20 protein-coding genes and 1 pseudogene are annotated in these 25040 nt (G+C 55.7%); 13 read left to right on the top strand and 8 right to left on the bottom strand.

Annotated features, from left to right (window positions below; genetic code table 11):
- Window positions 1–81: 81 nt before the first annotated feature.
- Window positions 82–972, top strand: coding sequence for a LysR family transcriptional regulator (locus RMR16_RS19860; RefSeq protein ID WP_320197345.1), 891 nt, complete (start codon window positions 82–84; stop codon window positions 970–972).
- Between the two features lie 452 nt (window positions 973–1424).
- Here RMR16_RS19860 and RMR16_RS19855 read toward each other — a convergent pair whose 3' ends face one another.
- A complete protein-coding gene (locus tag RMR16_RS19855) occupies window positions 1425–2339 on the bottom strand; it encodes an NAD(P)/FAD-dependent oxidoreductase (protein WP_320197344.1) in 915 nt (304 codons plus the stop codon).
- Between the two features lie 134 nt (window positions 2340–2473).
- Here RMR16_RS19855 and RMR16_RS19850 point away from each other — a divergent pair, with 134 nt between their 5' ends.
- Complete coding sequence (locus RMR16_RS19850; RefSeq protein WP_320197343.1) at window positions 2474–2923, top strand: Rrf2 family transcriptional regulator; 450 nt, start codon at window positions 2474–2476, stop codon at window positions 2921–2923.
- A gap of 95 nt (window positions 2924–3018) precedes the next feature.
- Here RMR16_RS19850 and RMR16_RS19845 read toward each other — a convergent pair whose 3' ends face one another.
- A complete protein-coding gene (locus RMR16_RS19845) occupies window positions 3019–3912 on the bottom strand; it encodes a LysR substrate-binding domain-containing protein (RefSeq protein ID WP_320197342.1) in 894 nt (297 codons plus the stop codon).
- A 229-nt stretch (window positions 3913–4141) separates the two neighbouring features.
- Here RMR16_RS19845 and RMR16_RS19840 point away from each other — a divergent pair, with 229 nt between their 5' ends.
- The 6 genes from RMR16_RS19840 to RMR16_RS19815 all read left to right on the top strand — a co-directional run bounded on the left by RMR16_RS19840 (window position 4142) and on the right by RMR16_RS19815 (window position 10879).
- Complete coding sequence (locus tag RMR16_RS19840; RefSeq protein WP_320197341.1) at window positions 4142–4969, top strand: transporter substrate-binding domain-containing protein; 828 nt, start codon at window positions 4142–4144, stop codon at window positions 4967–4969.
- A gap of 60 nt (window positions 4970–5029) precedes the next feature.
- Window positions 5030–5692 carry an amino acid ABC transporter permease gene (locus RMR16_RS19835; RefSeq protein ID WP_320197340.1) on the top strand — a complete coding sequence of 221 codons (663 nt, stop codon included), beginning with the start codon at window positions 5030–5032 and terminating at the stop codon, window positions 5690–5692.
- The gene (locus RMR16_RS19830; protein WP_320197339.1) at window positions 5689–6468 is read left to right on the top strand and encodes an amino acid ABC transporter ATP-binding protein; all 780 of its coding nucleotides are present in this window, start codon (window positions 5689–5691) and stop codon (window positions 6466–6468) included. Before RMR16_RS19835 ends, RMR16_RS19830 begins: the two co-directional genes overlap by 4 nt.
- A gap of 28 nt (window positions 6469–6496) precedes the next feature.
- Window positions 6497–7618, top strand: coding sequence for an enolase C-terminal domain-like protein (locus RMR16_RS19825; protein WP_320197338.1), 1122 nt, complete (start codon window positions 6497–6499; stop codon window positions 7616–7618).
- A 91-nt stretch (window positions 7619–7709) separates the two neighbouring features.
- Window positions 7710–8999: an NAD(P)/FAD-dependent oxidoreductase gene (locus tag RMR16_RS19820; protein ID WP_320197337.1), complete on the top strand. Its 1290-nt coding sequence runs from the start codon at window positions 7710–7712 to the stop codon at window positions 8997–8999.
- 125 nt (window positions 9000–9124) lie between these two features.
- Window positions 9125–10879, top strand: coding sequence for a thiamine pyrophosphate-binding protein (locus tag RMR16_RS19815; protein WP_320197336.1), 1755 nt, complete (start codon window positions 9125–9127; stop codon window positions 10877–10879).
- 371 nt (window positions 10880–11250) lie between these two features.
- Here RMR16_RS19815 and RMR16_RS19810 read toward each other — a convergent pair whose 3' ends face one another.
- The 5 genes from RMR16_RS19810 to RMR16_RS19790 all read right to left on the bottom strand — a co-directional run bounded on the left by RMR16_RS19810 (window position 11251) and on the right by RMR16_RS19790 (window position 17470).
- Window positions 11251–13047, bottom strand: a complete 1797-nt coding sequence (locus tag RMR16_RS19810) for an ABC transporter ATP-binding protein (protein WP_320197335.1) — start codon at window positions 13045–13047, stop codon at window positions 11251–11253.
- A 65-nt stretch (window positions 13048–13112) separates the two neighbouring features.
- The gene (locus tag RMR16_RS19805; RefSeq protein WP_320197334.1) at window positions 13113–14666 is read right to left on the bottom strand and encodes an ABC transporter substrate-binding protein; all 1554 of its coding nucleotides are present in this window, start codon (window positions 14664–14666) and stop codon (window positions 13113–13115) included.
- Window positions 14667–14770: 104 nt separating this feature from the next.
- Entirely contained in the window at window positions 14771–15694 is a 924-nt protein-coding gene (locus RMR16_RS19800; protein ID WP_320197333.1) for an ABC transporter permease, read from the bottom strand.
- Entirely contained in the window at window positions 15691–16614 is a 924-nt protein-coding gene (locus tag RMR16_RS19795) for an ABC transporter permease (protein WP_320197332.1), read from the bottom strand. The genes RMR16_RS19800 and RMR16_RS19795 overlap by 4 nt, the downstream gene beginning before the upstream one ends.
- Complete coding sequence (locus tag RMR16_RS19790; RefSeq protein WP_320197331.1) at window positions 16607–17470, bottom strand: metallophosphoesterase family protein; 864 nt, start codon at window positions 17468–17470, stop codon at window positions 16607–16609. Before RMR16_RS19790 ends, RMR16_RS19795 begins: the two co-directional genes overlap by 8 nt.
- Window positions 17471–17621: 151 nt before the next feature.
- On the opposite strand from RMR16_RS19790, the gene RMR16_RS19785 reads away from it, so the two are divergent.
- On the top strand, window positions 17622–18350 hold the full coding sequence (locus RMR16_RS19785) for an HAD-IIA family hydrolase (RefSeq protein ID WP_320197330.1): 729 nt from the start codon (window positions 17622–17624) through the stop codon (window positions 18348–18350).
- 11 nt (window positions 18351–18361) lie between these two features.
- On the top strand, window positions 18362–19243 hold the full coding sequence (locus RMR16_RS19780; RefSeq protein ID WP_320197329.1) for a MurR/RpiR family transcriptional regulator: 882 nt from the start codon (window positions 18362–18364) through the stop codon (window positions 19241–19243).
- 73 nt (window positions 19244–19316) lie between these two features.
- On the opposite strand, the pseudogene RMR16_RS19775 reads toward RMR16_RS19780, so the two are convergent.
- Window positions 19317–20132 (bottom strand): annotated as a pseudogene (locus RMR16_RS19775) (LysR substrate-binding domain-containing protein); the annotation flags it as partial.
- 596 nt (window positions 20133–20728) lie between these two features.
- Here RMR16_RS19775 and RMR16_RS19770 point away from each other — a divergent pair.
- The 3 genes from RMR16_RS19770 (at window position 20729) to RMR16_RS19760 (ending at window position 25010) form a co-directional block, all read left to right on the top strand.
- Window positions 20729–22684, top strand: a complete 1956-nt coding sequence (locus RMR16_RS19770) for a methyl-accepting chemotaxis protein (protein ID WP_320197328.1) — start codon at window positions 20729–20731, stop codon at window positions 22682–22684.
- A 212-nt stretch (window positions 22685–22896) separates the two neighbouring features.
- Window positions 22897–23619, top strand: coding sequence for a cytochrome b561 domain-containing protein (locus tag RMR16_RS19765; RefSeq protein WP_320197327.1), 723 nt, complete (start codon window positions 22897–22899; stop codon window positions 23617–23619).
- A 281-nt stretch (window positions 23620–23900) separates the two neighbouring features.
- On the top strand, window positions 23901–25010 hold the full coding sequence (locus RMR16_RS19760; protein WP_320197326.1) for a 2Fe-2S iron-sulfur cluster-binding protein: 1110 nt from the start codon (window positions 23901–23903) through the stop codon (window positions 25008–25010).
- Window positions 25011–25040 lie beyond the last annotated feature (30 nt).

Below are 25040 nucleotides of genomic sequence, written 5' to 3'. Positions count from 1 at the left end.
GTGATACAAGAACATGTAGCGTCAGGTGTCTTTCAGGATTAGCCGTTGATCGCTGCATGAACTTGTGAGCACAGTGCATGAATGGAGCGAAATCAACTCAATGATCTGCTCGCCTTTGCGGCGGTGGCGCGCGAGCGCAGCTTTACCCGTGCCGCCGCTATTCTCGGGATGTCACCCTCCGCGCTCAGCCATGCGATGCGCGGGCTGGAGGAACGGCTGGGCGTCCGACTTTTATCGCGCACAACGCGCAGCGTGGCGCCAACCGAACCGGGCGAGCGGTTGCTGCAATCGCTCAATCCCGCGTTTTCCAATATCGAGAGCGGGCTGGAAGCGTTAGCTGAATGGCGCAACAACCCATCCGGCACGGTCAGGATCACCACTTTTGCCTATGCAGCGCGGATGGTACTTCTGCCGAAACTGCCGGCCTTCTTGCTGGCTAATTCGGATGTCCGGGTTGAGGTCAATATCGACAACGGCCTGACGGATATCGTTGCGGCGGGTTTCGATGCCGGTATTCGACTGGGCGAAGCCGTTGCCAAGGACATGGTCGCGATCAAAGTCGGTCCGGATATGAGAACGGTGGTGGTTGGTACGCCGTCCTACTTCGACCGCTACCCTCCTCCGTTAACCCCATATGACCTCGAACGCCACGCCTGTATCGGCTACCGGCTAACGACGTCAGGCGGATTGTTGCCCTGGGAATTCGAGAAAGACGGTAAGGAGATCAATATCCGCACCAGCGGACCTCTGATCGCCAATGATGGTGATCTGCCAGCGGCTGCCGTTCGTGCTGGCGCGGGGCTAGGCTATATGATGGAGCATGACGTCGCTGACGAAATCGCGGCCGGTTCCCTTGTTCAAGTTCTCAAGGATTGGTGTCCAAGCTATCCGGGATTTTATCTGTATCACCCCGGTCGCAGACAGTCGCCACCAGCCCTCAGGGCGCTGATCGCTGCGCTCAAGACATCATAAATATGCAGCGACGCATTGATGGGAATCGGATCGTGACCTGCGCGTTAGTCCTGAGATAATTTAGTCCTTGTCACGCAACGCTTCGAAAAGCAGCACAAAAGCCGCCGTATGCTGACGCCTACTGGGGTAGCGCAGGCGATGGCCAGAAAATGGATCCCATCAATCTTCCAAAACCCTGATCAGTCGGTCGTCTGCAATGTATTGAGCGCCCTGGTTTTCGAATGTGTGGGCGAGTGCCAGTCCATCCAAAGCAATGGATTCCAACATCAGGCCGTCATTTATGTTAAGCGGCCCGTTCATGCGGACCTGAAGTTGTTTGCCATCGCGTTCGAACTCCAAAGCATACAAACACCTCACGTCGTTTTGCGATAGCCCACGCCATACGCAGATCTGGGCCGATCCTTACGCGTCGACCCAGCCCTCATTGCGCAGATTCACTGATATTTGCAGGATCAGTGAGTTCCAAACATCAAAGATCGATGTACCCCAGCCCCTGCGAGGTTCCCGTCTCCAACGGCCAACGCCACAGATGCCATCATTCGAGCCACATCCCCACAGGCGAATACACCTGGCATGCTGGTCTCCTTCAACTGATCAGTTTTGATGATTGCACCGAGTGGCCCCCGGTCCATTTCCAGGCCGAGCTGTTCTGCTATGGGGCTGGTGAGTTCAAAAGGCGCGAGGGTAAATATCCCTGCGAAACTAAGCGTACGCCCGTCGACAAGTTTGATATCCGCATGACCGGTAAGCTCTCCGATAGGGCTACGCTCAACAATCACCCTGCGTGCGTCAAGGGCGGCGAGTTGTTCTATATCCGGCTCGAACGCCTCATTGATCAAAAGCGTCGTCGGGCCCCAATCAGGCAGCATCAATCCATGATGCATGGAAAGCTCCGATCCCGCGATGACACCGATCGGACCTTGGTTCAACTCATATCCATGGCAGTATGGGCAATGGAACACGCTTTTGCCCCACCGCTCCGCAAGTCCCTTAATTTCTGGCAGGACGTCCTTCACGCCCGTGGCAAGAAGCAGTCGGCTCGAGAGGTGCAGAGTGCCAGCAACCGCAACTTCGAATGCGAGGTCGGCGGAGCCCGAGTTCTCAATTCTTCGAGCAGAGTCTGCCCTACCGGATATCCATTGGACCGTCGGGTAATTCAACACTTGCTGACGGGCAGTGGCAGCGATGACTGCCGGATCAACACCATCCTGCGTCACGAACCCGTGCGAATGGCTGGCGAATCGATTACGTCTCAGCCCTTCGTCAATGATGAGCACCTTGCACCGGGCGCGAGCAAGCTGCATTGCGGCAGAAAGACCCGCGTAGCTGCCGCCGATAATAATGACGTCATAAATATCATTGTCCATACGTGACCACTCCGTTTCTCGCCACATCATAAGTATCTTGATATCAACAAGTCAACACTCACGATACTTTTGTTGTGACGAGATAGTGTGTCTGGTATGCTTGAGTCCGCGCTTTGCAAAAAAGGATCGGCGATATGAGGCAAGACAGCAGGCTATCACGAATGTTGCACGTCCTCATTCACATGGGCCGTCACGACGGTGCGATAACTTCGGACACGATCGCGTCCATGCTTGAGGCGAACCCGGTCGTGATCCGCCGAACGATGGCCGGTTTACGAGACCAAGGCTACGTCCATTCCGTAAAGGGTCATGGTGGCGGATGGACGCTTGCTCGATCTCTCAACGAACTCACGCTCCTGGACATTCACCGAGCGGTCGGCGAACCATCCATCTTCGCTGTCGGTCCGGCCTACGACATGCCAGGGTGCCCTATCGAAAAAGCGGTGAACGCAACGTTAAAGGATGTCTTTGCGGACGCAGAAAAACGCCTCATGGAAAGGTTTGCGGGAGTAACGCTCGCCGACATCGCAGACGCTTTTCCGACCGCCCAACATCTCGAAGAAGGCAGACGATGTAAGGCATAAACAGGATAAGGCGACGGTGGATTATTGCCGAAGCGGCCTCACACAGAGAGACTTGATCGAGACCCAGTCACATTTGGGGTGATTGTTTCCTACGTTTAGACGGGTTTTCTGCTTTCTCGTATCAGCCAGTCACGGAACAGAACGATATTGGGATTGTGAGACTTTCGCTCCGGGTAGACCGCAAAGTATGAGTCGTCCGATCGTATAGGGTCCCCAAATGGCATATGAAGCTGGCCGGTGTTCAGTTCGTGCTCGATGTAGAATGTCGGTATCACGGCGATACCGATGCCATGGATTGCCGCATTGATGATCATTTCGTGATGCGAGAACCGTGCGCCGTGAATTCTGCCATTATAGGAAAGACCAGCGAGACGAAGCCAGTTCAGCCACAAGCTTGGCCGATTGGAGTTTTGCAGCATCGGGAAGCGGGAAAAGTCTAGGGGTTCAAGCTTTTGGCCGAGCGGAATGAGGTCAGGCGAAGCGACCACAGCCAGTGTTTCCGGGAACAGTTCGATCGAACGGGCATGCAGCCAGGTGCCAGCACCTCTTAAGACAGCAATATCGAGCCGGGTTGTCTCGAAATCAGTCGTCGGTGTCGCTGGCATCACTTCAAGCGGCACATCCGGATTGGGTTTCATGAATGACGCAAGCCTTTGTGGCAGCCATCGCGCGGCAAATGTCGGGTGCGCCCCGATCATCAGCGAGCTATCAACGGCGCGGCCTCTGACGGCATCGATCGAAATTTCCTGAAGCTTATCGAGCGTCAAGGCAACATCCCGATAGTAGTTGGCGCCAATCTCGGTCAGAACCAGCCGGGGACCGGAGCGATGAAACAGCGTAACGCCCAGAAAGTCCTCAAGATTCTTGATCTGGCGGCTGATGCCGCTTTGCGTGAGGCCGAGGTCATCGGCGGCCTTGGTAAAGCTCATATAACGCGCCGCCGCCTCGAAAGCGTGAAGAGCGGAAAGAGATGGAAGATATCGTCTCATGAAGACCTCGCTACTGATCATGAATAAAAGTCATGGAAGAAATATTTTTCAATGTTTTTATTTCGAGCGCGACTGGTTCAACAATTGCGGCACGGCAAGGCTAGAGGGCTGCACAACATAACCGGGATGACCTGGAGGGTGAGGCTTAAAAGCTCAATGGGAGCGCCGCATGATGCGAGAATGATGAAAGTTAATCGGCTTTTATCGCGTCCAAATAAAGGGGAACGACATGAAGAGACGTGAATTTACAAAAGTTCTGGGCCTTGGCGCTGTTGCGGCAACCGTGGGCATGAGCAGGCCGCTGTTCGCAGCCAGTTCTCTGGAGCGTATCAAAGCCACTGGCACATTGAGAATCGGCGGCGTGGCCGATGGGGCGCCTTATTATCAAAAGAGTTTGATGGATGGATCCTGGCGAGGTTTCTACATCGATATCTGCCAGAAGCTCGCTGACGATCTTGGTGTAAAACTTTCCATTCTGGAAACGACTTGGGGCAATTCGGTTCTTGATCTTCAGGCAGACAAGATCGATGTTTTCTTCGGCCTCAACCCAACACCCGAGCGTAAGAAGGTCATCGATTTCTCCGGACCGGTTTTCAAGAACGCCTTCACGATGATCGTCCACAAGGATGTGGTCGGAGCTGCGTGGGAAGACTTCAACAAGCCTGATCTGCGGATCGCCGTCGATGCCGGCTCATCCCATGACGCCGCAATGTCCCGCCATGCGCCGCAAGCACAGGTCGCACGTCTTAAAACCGCAAGCGACGCAACCGCGGCCCTGCAATCCGGTCGTGCGGACGCCCAGTGCCTCGTCATGGTTCTGGCACTCACTCTGCGGGCGAAAAATCCGTCGATTGGCAAATTGGTGATGCCGACCCCTCCCGACTTCACCACATCCAACGCCGGTTTCCGACGAGAAGAGGATCAGTCCTGGCGGGAATATGCCGACACGTGGATTACCAGCCAGCGTGACAGCGGTTTCGTGAAGGACGCGATCATCCGCAACATGGGCCTTGTTGGCGTCAAGGAGAGCGACTTCCCACCGGGCTTCGAAATCTAAGTTGCAGATTGGGCGGGATTTTTCCCGCCTCCCCTCATTTGACAACTGGATATCGAGACAATGTATGAATGGGACTTCTCCATCCTTTGGGGATACCGGTGGCTGCTTTTGCAGGGCCTTGGCATCACGGTCGGCTTTACGGCCGCGACAATCATCTGTGGCCTGACGATCGGTCTGACCGCTGCGATTTGTCTGCTATCACGCTTCAAGATATTGAGGGCTTTGTCTCTCGCTTTCATCGAAATATTCCGGTGCACGCCAGTGCTGGTGCAGTTGATCTGGTGTTATTACGCGCTGCCCATGGTGGCTGGTATCGACATGACGCCGATGACTGCCTCGCTGCTTGCACTGTCCTGCTACGGCGGCGCCTTTTTTGCTGAGATCATCCGTGGCGGTATCGTCTCTATCGACATGGGACAGTCAGAAGCAGCCTCAGCTCTTGGGATGACGCCGTCTCTCGCCATGCGCCGCATCATTCTGCCGCAAGCGCTGCATCGCATGCTGCCAGCGCTGATGAACCAGTCCATCCTGATGTTCAAGAACACCTCGCTTGTTTCCGTCCTCGCGGTTCCAGATCTCGTCTATCAGGGACAGATGGCAGCCCATGACAGCTTTCGACCTCTGGAAACCTACACAGCGGTCGCCGTGATGTACTTCGTCATCCTCTTCCCGCTGACGCTGTATGTCCGCCATCGCGAACGCAAGCTGGGAGAGGCAAGATGATCCCAACCACACCGATGATCGAGGTTTCCGGGCTTCGGAAATCTTTTGGCCCGCTGGACGTTCTCAAGGATATCGACCTTAAAGTAGAGCATGGCGGTGTCGTTGCACTGCTCGGACCTTCTGGTTCTGGCAAGTCCACCCTGTTGCGCTGCATAAACCTTCTCGTCGTCCCGGACGATGGCCGCATCCGTGTTGGCGAAACCATGTTCGAGTTCGGAAAGTCCGTCCAGCAACCCAAGACCAAGTCGCTTGCAGCATTCCGTTCCCGCACAGGCATGGTGTTTCAGAATTTCAACCTCTTCCCTCACATGTCGGTTCTCGAAAACGTCGTGGAAGCACCCATTCACGTCAGGGGACTAGACAAGAAGACGGCGACAGATTTTGCAATGTCGCAACTCGAAAAGGTTGGCCTTGCCGACCGCGCGCAGCAGATGCCGCAGACGCTATCGGGCGGGCAGAAACAACGGGTCGCAATTGCCCGCGCCCTGGCGATGGAGCCGGAGGTCATGCTGTTCGATGAGGCAACATCCGCGCTCGATCCCGAGCTTGTCGGTGAGGTGCTTCAGATCATCCAGAAGCTCGCCGCAGACGGCATGACGATGGTAATCGTCACCCATGAAATTGCCTTCGCACGGGATGTCGCAGATCGCGTGGTGTTTATGCGTGACGGGTATGTCGTTGAAGAAGGCACCGCAAGCGAGGTCATCGACACACCCAGAATGGAGGCGACGAGGACCTTCCTCAGCCACTTCCACAAGGGTGCTTCCACCCGTTGATTATCAACATTCAAAAGGCCCCAACGTCATGGAAACGATCAGCAATATCCGAGTCTTTCTCATTGAAAGCCCCATCAAGATGGCGCGGCAACAGGGTGTTGGCAACGTCAAGGGAACCGTAAAGCGCGTTTTGGTCGAGCTTACGTCGTCTTCCGGTATTATCGGCTGGGGTGAAGCGGCACCATGGGAGGTCTTCACCGGCACGGCTGAAGCAGCATTTGCGGCAATCGATATATATCTGCGCCCTCTCGTTATCGGTGCGCGGATCGATCGCATTCGCGAACTGACACTCAAGATGAAAAAGGTTCTGGTCGGACACGGCGAGGCGAAACTTGCCATCGAAACCGCCATGTTCGATATTCTCGGCAAGTCTTCAGGCCTGTCGATTGCAGACCTTCTGGGCGGCAGAGTGCGGGACACGATCCCCCTCTCCTTTTCGATTGCCGATCCCGATTTCGAGGCCGATATGCGCCGCATGGAACAAATGGTTCCGCAGGGCAATCGTATCTTCAAGGTAAAAACAGGCGTCAAATCTCATCAGGAAGACGTCGCTCATCTCGAGGCGATGTGCAACGCCTTCGGTGACCAGATCGACCTGCGTATCGACTACAATCAGGCACTTCAGCCTTTTGGTGCCATAGCGACCTTGCGTGATGTCGATCAGTTCAAGCCAACATTTATCGAACAACCGGTTCCGCGCGATTGCCTGGCCTCGATGGCGTCACTGACCGCAGCACTCGACACCCCCATTCTAGCGGACGAAAGTTGCTTTGATGCCCGCGACCTGATGGACATCATCAGGCTCCAGGCCGCAAAGGCGATTTCCGTGAAACTGATGAAAACCGGCGGACTGCTCGACGCCCAGGCGTTGATGGCAATCGCCGATGTCGCGCATCTGCCGGGATATGGTGGAACGCTTTGGGAAGGCGGGGTTGCGCTGGCGGCAGGCACGCAGTTCATCGCAGCGACGCCGGGAATTTCACTCGGGTGCGAATTCTACATGCCCCACCATGTGCTTACCGAAGACGTTCTTGAAGAAAAGATCGAAAACCGCGGTGGCGAAGTCGTCGTGCCTGATGGACCCGGCCTCGGTATCAAGGTTTCCGACCACTCCTTGAGATCGAATGCGCGGATACTCTCCGAGCACTGACAAGCGAAGACACAGATCGAAAAATCGTCCAGCGATCACGGCTCCGCCATGGACGCAGACAGCGACTATTGCAAAATTTAGGAAAGCAGCGATGTCCAGTGTGGAAAAAAAGCACACCGTCGTCATAGGAGCAGGGATTGTTGGTGTTTGCACTGCGCTCGAACTTGTTCGCGCAGGGCAAAAGGTCACGATCATCGATCCGGGCGAACCCGGCGGTCGCCAGGCTGCAAGCTATGGCCATGGCTGCTGGATCAGCCCCGGCTCGGTTGTCCCGATGTCCATGCCCGGCCTCTGGAAGCAGCTTCCCGGCTATCTGCTAAACCCGGAAGGCCCTCTGGTCATAAGGTGGCGACATCTTCCAAAGCTAACGCCATGGCTGCTGCGCTTTCTATGGGCGGGATCATCGGTTCGGCGTGTGGAGAAAACAGCGTATGCCTTGAGCCAGCTGTTACATGACAGCCCGCAACGTCATCAGATTCTGAGTGAAGAGGTTGGTCTGCCCGAGCTCATCCATCAGGACGGCCTGCTCTACGCCTATCCAGACCGGCAAGCTTTCGAAAAGGAGGCTGTTGCCTGGCATTTGCGCCGCATGATCGGTCTTCGCTGGCGTGAGCTTGACAGAGCGGCGCTTGCACAACGCGAGCCAAGCCTAGACGCGCGTTATTCCTTTGCGATCCTTGCCGAAGATGGCGCTCATTGCACAGATCCCGGCGCGTATGTTGCAAAGATCGCTGAAGTCGCTTGTAACGGCGGGGCAAATTCGTTTCGGGCCAAGGCGCTTGCGTTTGCATTCGAGGGCGACCGCTTGACCGGTGTAGAGACGGATCAGGGATTTGTTGCATGCGACAATGCGGTTCTTGCGGCGGGCGCGTGGTCCAAGGCACTGGCGAATTCTGCGGGAGACCGGATACCGCTTGAAAGCGAGCGGGGATATCACGGCGTCTTACATCTGGAAACTGGAGGACCTCGGCACCCGATCATGCCAAGTGACGGAAAGATGGCCAACACCCCGACAGCGCACGGTCTTCGCATGTCCGGTCAGGTCGAGCTTGCCTCAATCGACACCCCGCCAAATTGGCGCCGACTCGAGATTCTTCTCGAACACGCCCGAAAAACATATCCCGCGGTCGCCGCGATGCAGGACATCAAGATCGACCGCTGGATGGGCCATCGCCCCTCAACGCCAGATGGCCTGCCCGTCATCGGCAGATCAACCCGCTCAGCAAATGTCTTATACGCATTTGGCCACGGGCATGTCGGCTTCGCCTCCGGTCCGGTAACCGGCACGATCGTCGCCAAAGAGATCATGGGCACCGGCCAAACGCACGATATCCGACCTTACTCGCCAAGGAGATTCAGGCTCGGCAAAGACCAACCCTAAACACAAGAGGTGTCGGGCACATAAGAATGCTCCGACACCCGCTGCCCCAATTCGAAACATGTCCAACGGTGTCGGTCCAGATGACCGGCGGCCTGAGGACAGCTTACCCTCAAGGAGAATCTGCAATGCGCGGCGCGGACATAGTGGTAGACATGCTGATCGGCTATGGTGTCGAGGTCATATTCGGGGTGCCGGGTGACACAAACGTCCCCTTATACGAAGCCCTCCAAGACCGTGAAGATGAAATTCGCCATGTTATGGCGCGAGATGAGCGCTCGGCAGGTTACATGGCGGATGCCTATGGTCGGTTTACCAGCAAGCCGGGTGTCTTTGAGTGCCCATCAGGAGCGGGAGCGATGTATTCATTACCACCGGTGGCAGAGTCCAACTCCTCATCTGTCCCCGTTATCCTCCTGACGATCGATATACCGCTTCCGGGAGAAGGCCGCGGTATGCTGACCGAACTGGATTGCGCCCGCCTGTTCGATCCGATCACCAAGATGTCGGTGCAGGTGAAGTCCGCGGAAAAACTGCCAGAAATCATCCGTCGCGCATTCCGAACGGCGTGCTCCGGCAAGCCTGGTGCCGTGCATCTGCAAATTCCGGAAGACATGCTTTTGGCGGAGGTCGATCCCCGTAGTATTTCTCTGCATGTCGAGACGGAATGCAGGCAGTTTCCAGCCTATCCAACGCTACCTCCTGCTGCAAAGCTGGAAACGCTGATGTCGCTCCTCACCAGCAGCAAAAAGCCGCTGATCGTCTCGGGTGGCGGCGTCAATCGGTCTTGTGCTGGCCCGGAAGTGACAGAGCTGGCGGAGAAACTGAACATTCCCGTCTGCACAACCATGACCGGTCAGGGAAACATGCCGGACGATCACCGCCTGGCTGTCGGCGTCATTGGCGACAATGGCTTTCACCCCCATGCGAACTGGGCCTTGGAGCACGCGGATTTTGTTCTGTTCGTCGGCTCCAAGATGGGGTCGGTCGTGACGATTGGCTGGACATTCCCTAAAATTACTCTGAACAAGCGGGTTGCCCAGATCGATATTGATCCGACAACCATGGCCAACAATTATGAAAACATGCTCTCGGTCCAGGGCGACGCGAGGCTGATACTGCAACATCTGATCGAGATGGCACCGGCCAACCATGATCCCGCCAAGACGCAGGGCTGGGTTGATGACCTCAATGAACTGCGGGCAAACTTTTGGGAAAATGCCGAGCCACTTCTCAGCGCCGAAACATCACCGCTGCGACCTGAGCGCGCCGTCCGTTGCTTCAATGAAGCGCTGGAAGCCTACGGCAAACCGGCCCATATCTACTCGGATGCCGGAACGCCGACACCCTACATGACGCGCTTTCTCAAAATTCGGGATCGGCACACACGCTTTGCAATTCCCCGTGCGTTTGGCGGACTGGGTTCAGCACTACCCGCCACGGTCGGGGCATGGTTCGCCAACAAGGACCATCGGCCTATTGGAATGTTTGGCGACGGCTCTTTCGGCATGACCGTCGGTGAGCTGGAAACGCTTGTCCGCCTACAAGTGCCAGCCATTCTGCTGCTGTTCAACAACGGCACATTCGGCTGGATCAAGGGGCTTCATCGCCTGAAAGGCCACAACCAATGCTTCGGTGTGGACTTCATGCCCCCCAAAGGTCAGGCAATCGCCGAAGCCTTTGACCTCAAAGCCTGGACCGCAACGAATTCGAGTGAACTCGATGTGGCACTGGAGGCAGCCTTCGCCCACAAGGACGGCCCATGCCTGATCGATATTCACATCGAATCCATCGCGGATCGCGTCCCGCCAGTCTATTCATGGCTCTCAAAACGCAGCAAGGACCCACTCAGCATAGACGCCGAGGACGTTCGGTACTTCTGATTGCAATGTGGCCGGTCAAAAAGGCGACTACTTGTCATCGACCGGCGTTAATCAACAGATCAAGAGGATATGGCCAAGCAGTTTGTGACGACGGGCACGAAGTGCTTGGTGGTTCCGCGCATTAAAACATGAGTCTAGTGGAGAAATCTTGGGTTTTCATTAGACCTGTATTCTATCAGACAGCTCTTCAACTTTGTCAATTTCGCGGATCAGAACCTACTGCCGTCTAGCCCTAAAGCAGAAAAATCCCCCACAAATTCGTCACTAAAAACCACTTGGATCCAAGGCTTCGCACCTGCGGTCTTGATTACGCAACAACCGCTGTCAGCTAAACATCGCCGATGGAACAGATCACATGGCACTCAATAGCCTCAATTCATTAGCACGCGGTGGTGCGTGGAAACTTGCCGGTAAACGGCGACTTCGGGTACATGCCCAACCGCATGCACCGGTGAGGCCAGGATGTTGAGAGGCACATTTTCGGTCCGGCGCTTGGCTGGATCCGGGTTGGGTACGGCCGACAGAAGCGCCCGCGTATAGGAATGCTGCGGATTACCGAAGATTTCGGCGCGATTGCCGATCTCGACGATCCGCCCCATGCACATGACAGCGACCCGATGGCTGATACGCTCGACCACGGCTATGTCGTGGCTGATGAACAAGTAGGAGATGCCTAGCTCCTGTTGCAGCTCAATCATCAGGTTAACGACCTGCGCCTGGATAGATACATCGAGCGCCGAGACGGGCTCGTCGGCGATAATGATTTTTGGAGACAGAGTGAGTGCGCGGGCGATACACAGGCGCTGGCGCTGGCCACCTGAAAATTCGTGCGGATAGCGATCAAGGTGATCTGCCGACAGGCCGACCTGCTCCATCAGCCAAACGACGCGGTCGCGCAGGCCAGATCCATGGTCAACCTTGTGGATCACCAGCGGCTCGGCGACCTGGTTGAAGGCGGTCAGTCGCGGATCGAGGGCGGCGTAGGGGTCTTGGAAGACGATCTGCATGTCACGCCGCCGCGCCCGCAGCTTTTCGCCGGCAAGGCCGAGAATGTTTTCGCCGGACAGCTCCACCTCGCCGGAGGATGGTTCCACCAAGCGCAGGATCGAGCGCCCGGTGGTGGACTTGCCGCAGCCGGATTCACCGACAAGTGCCAGCGTCTCGCCTTGCCCGAGTTCGAAGGATACACCTTCCACCGCATGCACATTGGCGACGTGCCGTTGCAGCGCGCCCTTACGAACGGGAAAGCGGGTGACGAGATTCTTGACGGTGAGCAGCGGCTTCGCCGCCTCCCGAGCTTCGGCCTTGTCCGGCGTTTCGTCGCCGAACTGGCGCGGTCCGGAGAATGCGGCCATCGAGCCAAGTTTTGGAACGGCGTTCAAAAGTTGGTGCGTATAGGTTTCGGCCGGTTCGGAGAATAGCGTCTCGGTACGATTTTCCTCGACCTTGCGGCCATGGCGCATGACGATCACCCGGTCGGCAATCTGGGCAACGACGCCCATGTCATGCGTGATGAACAGCAGCGCCATATCAGACTGCTTTGCCAGATCCTGCAAAAGATCGAGGATTTGCGCCTGAACCGTGACATCGAGCGCAGTTGTCGGCTCGTCTGCGATCAGTAGACGGGGTGAGCAGGCGAGCGCCATGGCGATAACGATACGTTGGCGCATGCCGCCCGAAAGTTCATGCGGGTATTGGCTATATCGAGTTTCAGCTTCCGGGATACGCACACGGTGCAACAGTTCGAGCGCACGTTTCGCTGCTTCTTCGGCGCTAACCTTACGGTGCTGCCGCACGACTTCGGCAATCTGCTCGCCAACGGTAAAAACCGGATTGAGGCTGGTCATTGGCTCCTGAAAAATCATGGCGATTTCGTCGCCACGGATTTGTTCGAGCGCCGGCTCCGACAACTTCGCAAGATCAACAACAGTTCCATTGCGGCGTTGGAAGTTAAGGATGCCATGATCGATATGACCGCCGTTGAAAGCGGTGAGACCAAGGATGGACATGGCCGTTACTGATTTTCCCGAGCCAGATTCACCGACAATCGCTAGGCATTCGCCGGGCTGGACAGAGAAGGAAAGATCGTCAACCGCAACGACCTTGCCGCTCGAGGTTTCGAAACGGATGCGCAAATTCTGGACGTCGAGCAAAGGTGTCGCGGTCATAAATCAATCCCCGATTTTTTTAGAAATTGGACCGCCAGCCAAGACAGACTGACGATCCAAACATGTTAGTTGGTGGCAGCGTTGATAGCGCCTGCGCGGAAATCGAGAACGTAGGGAATGTGACCCGGCAGCGGCTTCCAGTCGATCTTCTTGCTCATGCCGTAGGATTCGTAAGGACGATACAGCACCAGCACTGGGGCTTCCTCCTTCACATAGGCCATCATTTCGGCATAGGCCTTCTTGCGCTCCGTGATGTCGGTCGAGTAGCGGAAGCGCTCCCACATTGCATCATAGGCAGGTGTCGTGCCCCAAGAAGCTTCGGTGCCCGCGCCCTTCGGCGCCCACATCGTGCCGAACGAACCAGCGGGGTCAGCGAAATACATCGGATTCGACCAGTTTCTCGTGTTCATATCGGCATCGGCGCCCGTCCATTTCGGATTAACGTTAAGGTCCATTTTCACGCCTATTGCGGCCCACATTTCCTTGATCGCTTCGGCAGCCAGCAAGCCGTTGGTGTAATAAACCGGGTCAGTATCATAACGGATCGCCGATCCGTCATATCCCGCTTCCTTCAGCAGTTGCTTAGCCTTCTCTGGATTGTATTCAAAAGTTTTCAGTTCCGGCATGTAGAGGTCGCCATATTGCGGATAGGTGTGCGTGCTTGGCACCACCGCCTTGCCCTGCCACAAGGCATCGTTAAGCAGGTCGCGGTCGACTGCCATGCTGAGTGCCTGACGGATGCGCTTGTCAGCCAGCTTCGGGTTGCGAGCATTGAAAATAACAACATGGAACAGCGGCGTCACGGCACCTTCAATTTTCAGCGCCGGGTTGGAAGAAATCCCGTCCAGTTGGTCCGGCGGGACATTGGTGATCAGGTCGACTTCGCCATTGGCAAGGGCCGTTGTGCGGGTCGCCATCTCCGGAATGCGACGGAGAACGACCGTCTCATAGGGAGCTTTTTCGCCAAAGAAGCCATCGAACCTTTTGTATGTCAGGGTCTCTCCCGGCTGATAGGCAGTAATCTGGTAAGGACCGGTGCCGATAGGCTTCAGGCCGAACGCGTCAAAGTCAGACTTCTCGATGGCCTTCGGATCACCAGAAAGGCCCATAATGTAGTTCTTCGGGACAATCGAGCCTTCCGACGTGTTGAGCAAGGTTTCAAACAGCGGCTCTGGTTTAGCCGTTGTAAACCGCACCGTCTGAGCGTCAACGGCCTCAACCTTGGTGAAATTGGCAAAGAACTGTTTGTGAATGCCGGCGAATTCTGGTGTCATGTCCTTCAGGATACGTTCGAAACTGAACACCACGTCCTCGACGGTCATCGGGTCGCCGTTTTGAAACTTGACGTCCGTGCGGATGGTAACCTCGAACACACTAGGCGATACGCGCTGCCATTTGGTGGCAAGGCCTGGCTTGAAGCTGGCTTCCGGCTTGGAGTAGTCCTTTTCGATCAGCGGATCGAAGGCGTTATAATAAATTTGCGAACCGTTGTTGCCAAAGTCCTTGCCGGGATCAAGGTAAGGCGGCAGGTTCTGCGTGGCCACACGCAACTCCGCTGACATCGCAGATGTCGACAGCAGTGCGGCGGAAAGAACGAGAAGAAACGACTTTGATGTCATGACGCATTTCCTTTTTGCGAATAAAGCTCTGCCGTCCGTGCAGATTTTTGGCGCGGCAGGATGGGGTAAATCTGTAAGAGAACCAGCCAAGCAGGCTGGAATGCCTATTTCAGTTTGACGTCGAGCGTGTCGCGCAACCAGTCACCGATTAAAAGCACCAGCAGCGAGACGAACATGATGACGAGCGCCGGAACAACGGCGATCCAAGGCGTAGAAGCGAGATAGTCGCGACCGAGGCCAACCATTGAGCCAAGTGTTGCGGTGGGCGGCTGGACACCGAGGCCTAGAAAAGACAATGAGGATTCCAGCAGGATCAAAGATGAGAAGGTCATGGTCCAGACGACGATTATCGGCGACGTGACGTTTGGCAACACATGATGGAACAGGATACGCAGATGCGAAGCACCGGCGGCTTTTGATGCCTCAACGAAAGGCTGGCGCGACACGGTCAATACTTGTGCCCGAACAATCCGCGCATAAACCTCCCAGCCAGATAGGCCGATGACACACACCAACACCGGCAGTGCGGTACCAAAAATCGCCACTGCCAGAAGCGCAATCAGCGTAAAAGGAACTGCCATCTGGACATCGACAACTGCCATGACAAGCGCCCCGGTGCGACCTCGGACATAGCCAGCGATGGTGCCGCAGACCACACCTACGATCAGGCTGATGACGCTACCAATTAGCGCGATCAGCAATGTCAGCCGCAGACCGTGAAGCGTTCGCGACAGCATATCGCGGCCCAGTTGGTCGGTGTCGAGGGGATGAATCGTCATGGCCTTGTCAAAACCAAATGGCGGCCGCAGGCGCGCCAAAAGTGTTTGAGCGTTAGGATCGAACGGTGCAAACATCGGGCCGAAAATCGCCGCGAGAAGTACCAACGCAAAGACCAAAATGTAAAGACGCGTGGTCCAGGGTGCCTTGCTCCACAATTTTGCCAGCCCCCTTGGCTGACGGCGGCGTTCAACCGAGACACTCGGCGCTGAAAGGCCCGTGGCTTTTAGCGAAGGGGCGATTTGGCTCATGATGCAGTCACCTTCACGCGGGGATCGATAAGGGCATAGAGCAGGTCGATCAACACGGAGGTGACGACGACCAGAGTGGCGATGAGGATGACGCCGAATTGCAGAACGGGATAATCACGGCCGATGGCAGCAAACACCACGAGATCACCGATACCCTTGGTGGCAAACACCGCCTCAATGACGACACAGCGCCCGACCATGCCAGCCACCTGTAACCCGATGACAGTGACGACCGGAATGGCAGCATTGCGTAGTGCGTGTTTTCCAACCACCAGAAATTTCGGCATGCCCTTGGCGCGTGCGGTGCGGATATAATCCTGACCAAGCACATCAAGCATGGCGTTGCGGGTAAAACGGATGATTTCCGCCAGCATCAGCGCCGACAGCACGAGGGCTGGCATCAGGAAATGCAGCCCCGTCATGGAGCCGGAACTCGGCAGCCAGTGAAGCTTGAGCGAAAAAACCAGGATCATAATGATGGCAAGCACAAAATTCGGCGTGGCGTAGCCAATGAATGCCAGCGCCATGATTGCTGAACCCATGGCCGTGCCGCGCTTTAGGGCGGCTACTATGCCCAGAGGCACGCCAGCGATGACGGAGATCAACAGCGCATAGGCAAACAGTTGGAGCGTATTGGGAAGCCGTTCGGCGTAGATATCGACAACCGGGCGGCGCTCATAAAAGCTCAACCCCATGTCGCCGTGCAGCAATCCGCCGACGAAGCGGAAAAACTGCACCCAGAGCGGTTGATCCAGCCCAAACTGCTGGACCATTGCGGCGTTCGTCTGCGCATCAGTGCCGGGAGGTAACAAATAATCCATGGCGTTACCGGAAAGGCGCGTCGCAAAAAACACCGCCGTTATGACAAAGCAGAGCGTTGCAAGTGCGCCGAGAATCCGGCGGGCCAGAAAATCAAGCACGTTGGCGCTCCATCTCGACGACACGGTCTGCAAACGGCTGCATCGGCGTGACCCAAGGGCAATCACCAGACTTGCGGAATGGCAGACGGACGTGGAACGGATCATTGCCATGCACGTCTATCGTGAATTGATTGCCGGTAACTTCGAGATCGGCATAGGCCGCAGCCGTCAACGGCATGGTGGTGAAGCGTTCACTGAGTGATTGGATGGTAACATGCTGAACGTTGCCGACATTGGTGACGGTATTCCAGTGCACATGGCCCGAGAGCCAGAGCGCAGCCTTTCCGGTTGCCTCCACAGCAGCACGCACGATGTCATGGTCTGGATACGTCGAATATTGCGCATTACGTTGGAAATAATAGTTGCCGATCTGAGAATGGCCCGACAGTGGCACATGCGTGGCAATGATCGCCGGGCGCTCGTCGGCGTTCAATGCCTCCACCAGCCAGTCAAGATGCGTTGACGCCTTGTTGAAACCGGTACCCATGCTGATCTTGACGTCCGGCTGCCAGCCGATCAGGCGCACATCGCCCAGATCCGTCACGCTGCTCGCCATCGATTGTTCAAATATCGCTTCATTGTCGGCAACGCTCAAGTTAGCGACATCGTGATTGCCAAGCACATGCACCCGTTTACCAGGAAATGTCTTGAAGATTTCGGCCACTTCAGAGGCCACACGATAATCGTCAGCATGGGTCGTATCAGAGATATGGTCGCCCAGATCCAGCACCAGATCGACATTTTCCGCGGTCGCCTTGTCGATGAATTGCTGTAGCACCGGCAAACCATTCCAACCTGCTTCTTTGGTGTGGGACTGAGGCCCGTGATGGATATCGGTGATGATGGCGATCTTCATGACTTGCTCCTGATTTCAAGGCTTCTGGCCCGTCTTGACCAGCAGAATTAAACCCGTTGCGTGACACTATTATGAATTATTCTCAATTTTATTTGTTATTGACATTGAGCTATTCTCAATTCACATCAGGCATAGAAAACGAGGAATTGATGTGTCTGAATTTGCTTTTGACGCCGGTGGGTATCTAATCGATCTTGATGGCACACTCATCAGCGGGCGAATGGTTCTACCGGATGCCCGCTGGCTGCTGAAACAGGTGGACGGCCGCTATATGGTCGTATCCAATAATGCCGAGCATACCCCGGACCAACTGTCGCGCATGCTCAAAAGCCTAGGTCTACCAATCGCTAGCGGCCAAATCTTACTGGCGGGAGCCACCGCCATTGATTGCATAGCGCGAGACTATCCCGGCTCATCCGTCTTGCTTTTAGGGAGCGCTGCACTGCGCAATCATGCCCGGCGCAGGGGACTTCGGTTGCATCAGGAGCGGCCCGAGATTGTACTCGTGACGCGCGACCGCAATTTCTCCTATGCCAAGCTCGCAACTACCGCAGAGGCCCTTTGCGATGGCGCTCACCTGTTTGTGGCCGCCCCCGACCTCAATCATCCTGGCCCGAGTGGAAAGCCGGTGCCAGAGACGGGCGCACTGGCTGCCGCCATCCTTGCCTGCGCTGGCCCGCGCAATTACACAGTCATCGGCAAGCCGGAACGGGTGCTCTTCGACATGGCGTGCGACAGGCTGGGTGTGACATCTGTTGATGCGGTGATGATTGGCGACAATCCGCAAACGGACGGCCTCGGCGCAAGTCGGGTCGGCATGCGGTTCTGGCAAGTGGACAACGGGTTGTTGCGGCAGCCCGCGCATCAGGCAGCGGAATAACGGGAAAGACCATGGCATCGGATCGAGACAAAACAGCCAATAGTCAGGATTTTGCTGGCGTCGTTGATCGCATTCGCGCGGTGCGCAAGGATCTCGCCCCAACGGCAAGTCGTATTGCAGATTTCATCACGTTGAATGCAGCGGAAGTCGTGCATATGTCGGTGACGGAAGTGGCGGAACGGACTGAAGCCAGCGAAGGCAGCGTGATCGGCTTTTGCCAGACGATTGGCGCACGCGGCTTTCAGCAGGTGAAAATTTCGCTGGCACGCGAGTTGGTGCAGCCTGTTCAGTTCATCCACGAGGACCTGACGCTACAAGACGATACGGCCTCGGTCATCGAGAAAGTGTTTCAGTCCGACATGCAGGCTCTGCGTGACACGCAAAAAGCACTCGATGTCCGCGCCCTCTCCAATGCCGTTGAGGCAATACGCAAGGCAAAGCGCGTTGAAGTTTTCGGCATCGGCAGTGCGGCGACGGTCGCCGAGGACACCAATTACCGCCTTTTGCGGATCGGAATTCCGTCGCGTGCAAGCGTTGACAGCCACATTCAGGCGATCACCGCCGCACTTGCGGATCAGGAAACTGCGGTCATTACCATTTCGCATTCCGGCGCCACCGTCGAAACCTTGACCGCGATGCGGTTGGCCAAGGAAGCGGGCGCCACAACAATCGCGATCACCAATTTCGGAAAATCCCCCCTGCTGGCCTATAGCGATATCGTCTTGAACACGTTGGCTCGAGAAACCCAGTTTCGCGCAGAAGCCATGACGAGCCGTATTGCGCAACTGGCAATCGTTGACGCACTGATCGCCTGCCTGGCGCTGGCCGACTACGAGCGATCGACTAAGACGATCGCCAAAACGTTTGATGTTCTATCGACAAAGCGGGTTTGAGCCGAGGCTCGAATTTATCAAGTTCTCGGCTTGCCGCAAAACTGCCGGACTTCACAATTGCCGCGACCATTTGCTAGAACCGTTCGATGAGTTCATCTAGAAATGCGCGAACAGCAGGGTTGGAGCGACGGCTCTCGGGCCAGATTGCGGTAACGTTGTGCCGCTCGACTGCGAAATCAGACAGAACCGGGACTAACTGCCCAAGCTTGACCAAAGGTGAGGCCATGAAGTTCGCTCCCATACCAATGCCCCCGCCAGCAGCGATCGTCAGTATGACGACCTCACTCGCATCGACGATCACGCCGGAGGACGGCATGATCTCGATGTCCTGATCTCTAATCCGGAAGGGCCAGCGAAACAGTTGGCCAGTGCCTTGGTAGCGCAGACTGAGGGTTTCATGCACCTCCAGTTCATGGGGATGCATCGGGGTGCCGTGAATGGCCAGATAACCGGGCGAAGCATAACAACAGAGACGATGTGGCGAGAGCCGACGCGACAGAAGGCACGAGTCGGCTAGGTCGCCGATCCTGATAGCCAGATCGATGCCTTCTTCGATGAGTTCAACCATGTGGTCGCTCAGTCGCAGATTGATCGTCACTTTCGGGTGGCGCCTTCGAAACTGCGGAAGCACAGGCGAGATCATGTGAAGGCCGATGGGCAACGAAGCTGCAATCCGCAATGTGCCAGCAGGCTCGCCACGTGCCGCCTTTGCAACCTGCTCGATCTCTTCGGCATCGCGCAGCAGCCGCAGTGTGCGCTGATGGATATCGCGCCCCTCGCCCGTAAGGGTAAGAGAGCGTGTCGTGCGCGTGAACAGAGATACGCCGAGATGCGCCTCCAGCCGCTGAATGCTCTTGCTGATCGCCGAAGGCGAAACGGGATGAGTTCGAAGAGTACGCTTGTGTCAGCCTGATCGTTGGTAACGTCGGCCAGATCGTCGAGGATGGACGAAGCAATAAAATCCAACAACTATTGGGAGAACGTTGAACTCACTGGAAAGCTGGGACCTGATGACCAGCGAAATACAGAAACTCTATCCACGGTTGACTGCATCGGCACGCTGGAAGCCGGAACGGTGCGGATATTAACGTGCTAAACGCCGCTTCCACACCCTTAACGGCGCTCAAAATGGAAGTGATAACAGTCTGGCGGAAGAACGGTCCCTAATACTGGCGATGGGTGATGATCGCACTGTGGTTGAACCCATATCACAGGTGAGTCAAAGAAAAATATACTATAAGTTGCCATAAAGCACGAAAATCATTTCGATGAATCCCAAGTACTGAAATTTAATTATATTTAAACTATAACTAACTTATCATACTGGCAACAGAGCATAGTCAGGTCGCCATGATGGCACGCACCTTCTGTCATTTTTCACCATCACGCCGAATCCCGTGCAGCAGAGTTTTTTCGTTCGACTGGCTACCAGTCGCAATGCTCCCTGCTTCGTGTTCGCGATTTCAAATAGAACCGCGAGGAAATATGTCATTTCTTAAAAATGCGAGCATTCGCACGAAAATTCTGTCCCTGATTCTTCCGCTTTGCGTGGTGGGCTTGAGTGCCACAGCCTTCGTATCCAGTCGATACAAAGAGGCGGATACGAGCTATTCTGACTTCATTTCCAATGATGCTGCTGCAAGCGTCGAGATGGCGCGCGCCAACCGAAATATCGTCGCAACCGCTTATGGTGCCTATCAAATCCTGACGTATCGCCAGCAAGATCCAGGCATGAAGACGGCAGTGGATTTTTACAATGATAGCAAGGCCAAGCTTTTTCAGCGCCTTCAGCGTGTGAAAGAGCTTCTTCCTCGCGAAAGCACTCAGATTGATGCACTTTCTGCAAGGGCAAAAGAGGTTACGGTTCTAACCGACCAAGCGGTGCAGTTTGGTCAGGCGGACCAGGACGAGCCAGCTAAGGCCGCTCTCGTGAAAGCAGACGTGTTGATTCTCCCTCTAACAACCGACAACGCAACTTTTCTGGATCAAATCTTGAAAGCAGTTGCCAAAAGAAGTGATGATCTGACCGACCAGACAAACTCCACCATTTTCACATCCCTGATGATTGTCGGGCTGACATTCGCTCTCGGCATCATCGCGTCTCTCATCGTTGCCGCCAAAGGCATCACGGCACCGATCGCCTCCCTGCGAGAGCGCATGATTTCGCTAGCTCAAGGGCAGACGACTGCACCCGTCGATGGTCAAGATCGTAAGGACGAAGTTGGCCAGATGGCGAAGGCCGTCTCCATCTTCCGCGACAATGCTCTCGAGAAGATTCGCCTAGAAAAGGAAGCTGATGCCAATCGCAGCCAGTCCGAACAGGAACGTGTCGAGCGCGAAGCCCAGAAGGCAAAGGACGCTGTAGACACGCAGTTCGCTGTCGACCAGTTGGCCAAGGGTCTCGACCGTCTCGCCGATGGCGATGTCGCATACCGCATCGAAACACCGTTCGTTGCCCATCTTGATACGTTGCGCAATAACTTCAACGGCTCCGTCGCCAATCTGAATGACGCGCTTCGTGCCGTCGGCCAGAACGCACGCGGGATCGATGCCGGCGCTAACGAAATCCGCTCCGCCGCCGACGACCTGTCCAAGCGCACTGAGCAGCAGGCTGCATCGGTCGAAGAAACAGCCGCTGCTCTGGAAGAAATCACCACCACGGTAAAAGATAGCAGCAACCGTGCCGAAGAAGTCGGCCATCTGGTTGCCAAGGCCCGTGATGGTGCCGAAAAGTCCGGTGAAGTCGTGCGTCAGGCTGTGACCGCTATGAACGAAATCGAGCGTTCGTCGGGCGAGATCACCAACATCATCGGCGTGATCGACGAAATTGCGTTCCAGACCAACCTTCTGGCGCTGAATGCCGGTGTGGAAGCAGCGCGTGCCGGTGAAGCAGGTAAAGGCTTTGCGGTTGTTGCGCAGGAAGTTCGCGAATTGGCTCAGCGTTCGGCCAAGGCCGCGAAAGAGATCAAAGCGCTCATCACCACATCCGGTGAGCATGTCCGTTCGGGTGTCAATCTGGTTGGTGAAACCGGTCGTGCGCTTGAGGTAATCGTCACCGAAGTTCAGGAAATCAACCGCCACATCAATGCGATCGTGGAATCGTCCCGCGAACAGTCGGTTGGACTTCAGGAGATCAACACCGCCGTCAACACGATGGATCAGGGCACGCAGCAGAATGCGGCCATGGTCGAAGAATCGACAGCGGCCAGCCACAGCCTTGCCAAAGAAGCGGCGTCTCTTAACCAGCTGTTATCACGCTTCAATCTGGGACAGGGCGAAAGCGCAAGCCGCTCGGCTCCAGCTTCCGCGCCCATCCGCTCCGCCTCGGCGGCATCGAAACCTGCGGCCTCTCCTGCCCGCGCGCTTAGCCGCAAGATCGCGGGCGCATTCGGTGGTGGCTCGGCTGCTGCCGTCGCGCAAGACAGTTGGGAAGAATTCTAATACAGGACTGCCGCAAGGAGCGCTCATTCGTCCGCTTCTGACGAAGATATGGAATACTTACGGTCGGGAATTTTGTTTACAGTAAAAGCAGGTTCTCGACCGATAGTGCCAGATCACTTTACGACGCAAAACCCGTAGACCGCATCGGCCCATGGGCACACTGGAGCCCAAGGAGCGTGACATCGAAATGGTCTCACAGGACTATGCGCTTCATGCTTGATTGGCTTCTTGCTCCCATGGACCCGACCAGACTCCACACAGTTGGCGTAGAGATTTCCTGGCACGCTCGCTTGATGGTACTTGCCTGGTCGGTCTTCGTACCGACTGGAATCTTGGCAGCGAGATTCTTCAAAATATTTCCCGGTCAGAACTGGCCGCAGGTGCTTGACGACCGAAGGTGGTGGCACACTCACCGCCTCTCGCAATATTGCGGTTTGGTTGCCGTGCTTGCGGGATTAACCTTCATTCTGTCCTTCCAGAAAAAAGCGGACGCCGATACCTTCGACCTACATCATCTGCTTGGTTGGACGACGGTCGCTTTGTGTTTCCTGCAAATACTGAGTGGTTGGCTGCGAGGATCGAAGGGTGGCCCGTCTTCACCCGCGCGGGATGGCAGTCTTCGTGGAGATCATTACGATATGACCCTGCGTCGCAGAGTGTTCGAGCGATATCACAAGTCAATGGGCTACGCAGCGCTATCCATCTCCATCCTAACAATCGCCACAGGTTTATGGCAGACGAATGCTCCACGCTGGATGTCAGCGACACTCTTCGTCTGGTACTGCATCCTGGCTGGCGCGTTTCTCGTGCTTCAGCGGAGGGGCATGGCGCATGACACTTATCAGGCCATTTGGGGACCGGACGAAGTTCATCCAGGAAACACGCATGATCCCATCGGATTAGGGATCAAAAAGATCCCGAAAACACGGACATAGCTGTAGGCGGCAACACGGCCCCTTCCGCTACACCGCAATAGTTCTGGAAGAGTGAATAGTTTAGCTGTTCTAAACAAGAACGCATTGGCCGTAGGATTGTCTCTGTTTGCTCTCACGCAAATAATCAGGCTTGTCAGAAGGATAAATCCAGATTGAGCGGCGGTTGCACAGCGTTGATCAGCGCAGGCAACTGACCCATTCGGTTGTTTATCCGCCTGCACGACTGTTCAGCGAGCGCCGTATATCGCCTGATATACATGCTATAAAAAGGACGACCCATCATGGCGAATAATCTGGATTCGCGTTTCAGACCATTCGAAGTCAAAAAGAAACTACGCGAGAGCGCCACGATTACGTCGTTTCATCTGGCGCCTGTGAATCCCGCCGATTGGCGCGCGTTCGAAGCCGGTCAGTTTTTGACAATCCAGATACCCAATCCCAAAGGTGGCGAAGCGCTTATTCGTAATTACACGGTGTCGTCAGCACCGAATGATGAGGGTGTCTATCGTATTACCGTTAAACGGGAAGCTAGTTTGAACCCGGATATGCCCGACGGTGTGGCATCGTGTTGGCTGCATGACACGGTTCGGGAAGGCACGATTGTCCATATCGACCGTCCTCGCGGTGCTTTCAAACTCGACAAGTCCAGTCAACGCCCGGTCATTCTGCTCTCTGGCGGCGTTGGGATGACGCCGACGGTGTCTATGCTGAAGGTGCTGGCGCAACAGAGTGAAAGGCCGGTTTGGTTTATTCACGCCTGTGATGGCGGAAGCGTTCATGCGCTGCGCGACGAAGTGGATGCTCTCGCCAAAGAACGGCGAAATATCCACGTCCACTATTGTTATCGCTTCACAACGGATGAGGATGCCAAGTCCGGACTGTTTCACTCGACCGGCTTCATCACGCGGGAGACATTGCAGAAACTTCTGCCGCTGGACGATTACGAAGTGTATATGTGCGGCCCGCCGCCCTTCATGCAGGCAATGTATGATCTGCTGATTTCTCTGGGTCTTGAGAAGAGCAAAATCGCCTACGAGTTTTTCGGGCCCGCGTCTCTGCTATCGCAATCTGCACCTGCGGCGAAAGCTGGGACTGTTGTGCATGTCGATCAACCGGCAAATGAAGCCGTGAGCGGTGGCATTGAGATCATTCTGGGAAAATCAAATGTCAGGTTCGCATGGGACCAGACTTCGGAATCGATTTTGAGCTTTCTTGAGAACAACGGCATCGAGCCGGAATTTTCGTGCCGAGCCGGAGTTTGCGGAAGCTGCTCACAGGGTTTGATTTCGGGCGATGTGGACTATTTCGAAGAGCCTCTCGACGATGTGCCGCAGGGGCGCGTTCTGCTCTGTTGCACCAAGCCAGTCAGTTCGGTCGTGCTCGACCTCTGAGTCGTATCTCAAGAATTTTTCCAAACAGCG

Source organism: Agrobacterium sp. rho-13.3 (assembly GCF_033957765.2).
Classification (GTDB): domain Bacteria; phylum Pseudomonadota; class Alphaproteobacteria; order Rhizobiales; family Rhizobiaceae; genus Agrobacterium.
Note: the sequence above shows the minus strand (reverse complement) of the source record. Positions and strands in the feature narration are given on the sequence as shown.

Bases quoted from the DNA above. Each gene is read 5' to 3' on its own strand.
- RMR16_RS19845 (WP_320197342.1), bottom strand. From the start codon at position 3,912: ATGAGACGATATCTTCCATCTCTTTCCGCTCTTCACGCTTTCGAGGCG.
- RMR16_RS19815 (WP_320197336.1), top strand. From the start codon at position 9,125: ATGCGCGGCGCGGACATAGTGGTAGACATGCTGATCGGCTATGGTGTC.
- RMR16_RS19860 (WP_320197345.1), top strand. From the start codon at position 82: ATGGAGCGAAATCAACTCAATGATCTGCTCGCCTTTGCGGCGGTGGCG.
- RMR16_RS19770 (WP_320197328.1), top strand. From the start codon at position 20,729: ATGTCATTTCTTAAAAATGCGAGCATTCGCACGAAAATTCTGTCCCTG.
- RMR16_RS19790 (WP_320197331.1), bottom strand. From the start codon at position 17,470: ATGAAGATCGCCATCATCACCGATATCCATCACGGGCCTCAGTCCCAC.
- RMR16_RS19840 (WP_320197341.1), top strand. From the start codon at position 4,142: ATGAAGAGACGTGAATTTACAAAAGTTCTGGGCCTTGGCGCTGTTGCG.
- RMR16_RS19780 (WP_320197329.1), top strand. From the start codon at position 18,362: ATGGCATCGGATCGAGACAAAACAGCCAATAGTCAGGATTTTGCTGGC.
- RMR16_RS19805 (WP_320197334.1), bottom strand. From the start codon at position 14,666: ATGACATCAAAGTCGTTTCTTCTCGTTCTTTCCGCCGCACTGCTGTCG.
- RMR16_RS19765 (WP_320197327.1), top strand. From the start codon at position 22,897: ATGCTTGATTGGCTTCTTGCTCCCATGGACCCGACCAGACTCCACACA.
- RMR16_RS19855 (WP_320197344.1), bottom strand. From the start codon at position 2,339: ATGGACAATGATATTTATGACGTCATTATTATCGGCGGCAGCTACGCG.
- RMR16_RS19850 (WP_320197343.1), top strand. From the start codon at position 2,474: ATGAGGCAAGACAGCAGGCTATCACGAATGTTGCACGTCCTCATTCAC.
- RMR16_RS19800 (WP_320197333.1), bottom strand. From the start codon at position 15,694: ATGAGCCAAATCGCCCCTTCGCTAAAAGCCACGGGCCTTTCAGCGCCG.
- RMR16_RS19835 (WP_320197340.1), top strand. From the start codon at position 5,030: ATGTATGAATGGGACTTCTCCATCCTTTGGGGATACCGGTGGCTGCTT.
- RMR16_RS19760 (WP_320197326.1), top strand. From the start codon at position 23,901: ATGGCGAATAATCTGGATTCGCGTTTCAGACCATTCGAAGTCAAAAAG.
- RMR16_RS19810 (WP_320197335.1), bottom strand. From the start codon at position 13,047: ATGACCGCGACACCTTTGCTCGACGTCCAGAATTTGCGCATCCGTTTC.
- RMR16_RS19820 (WP_320197337.1), top strand. From the start codon at position 7,710: ATGTCCAGTGTGGAAAAAAAGCACACCGTCGTCATAGGAGCAGGGATT.
- RMR16_RS19830 (WP_320197339.1), top strand. From the start codon at position 5,689: ATGATCCCAACCACACCGATGATCGAGGTTTCCGGGCTTCGGAAATCT.
- RMR16_RS19825 (WP_320197338.1), top strand. From the start codon at position 6,497: ATGGAAACGATCAGCAATATCCGAGTCTTTCTCATTGAAAGCCCCATC.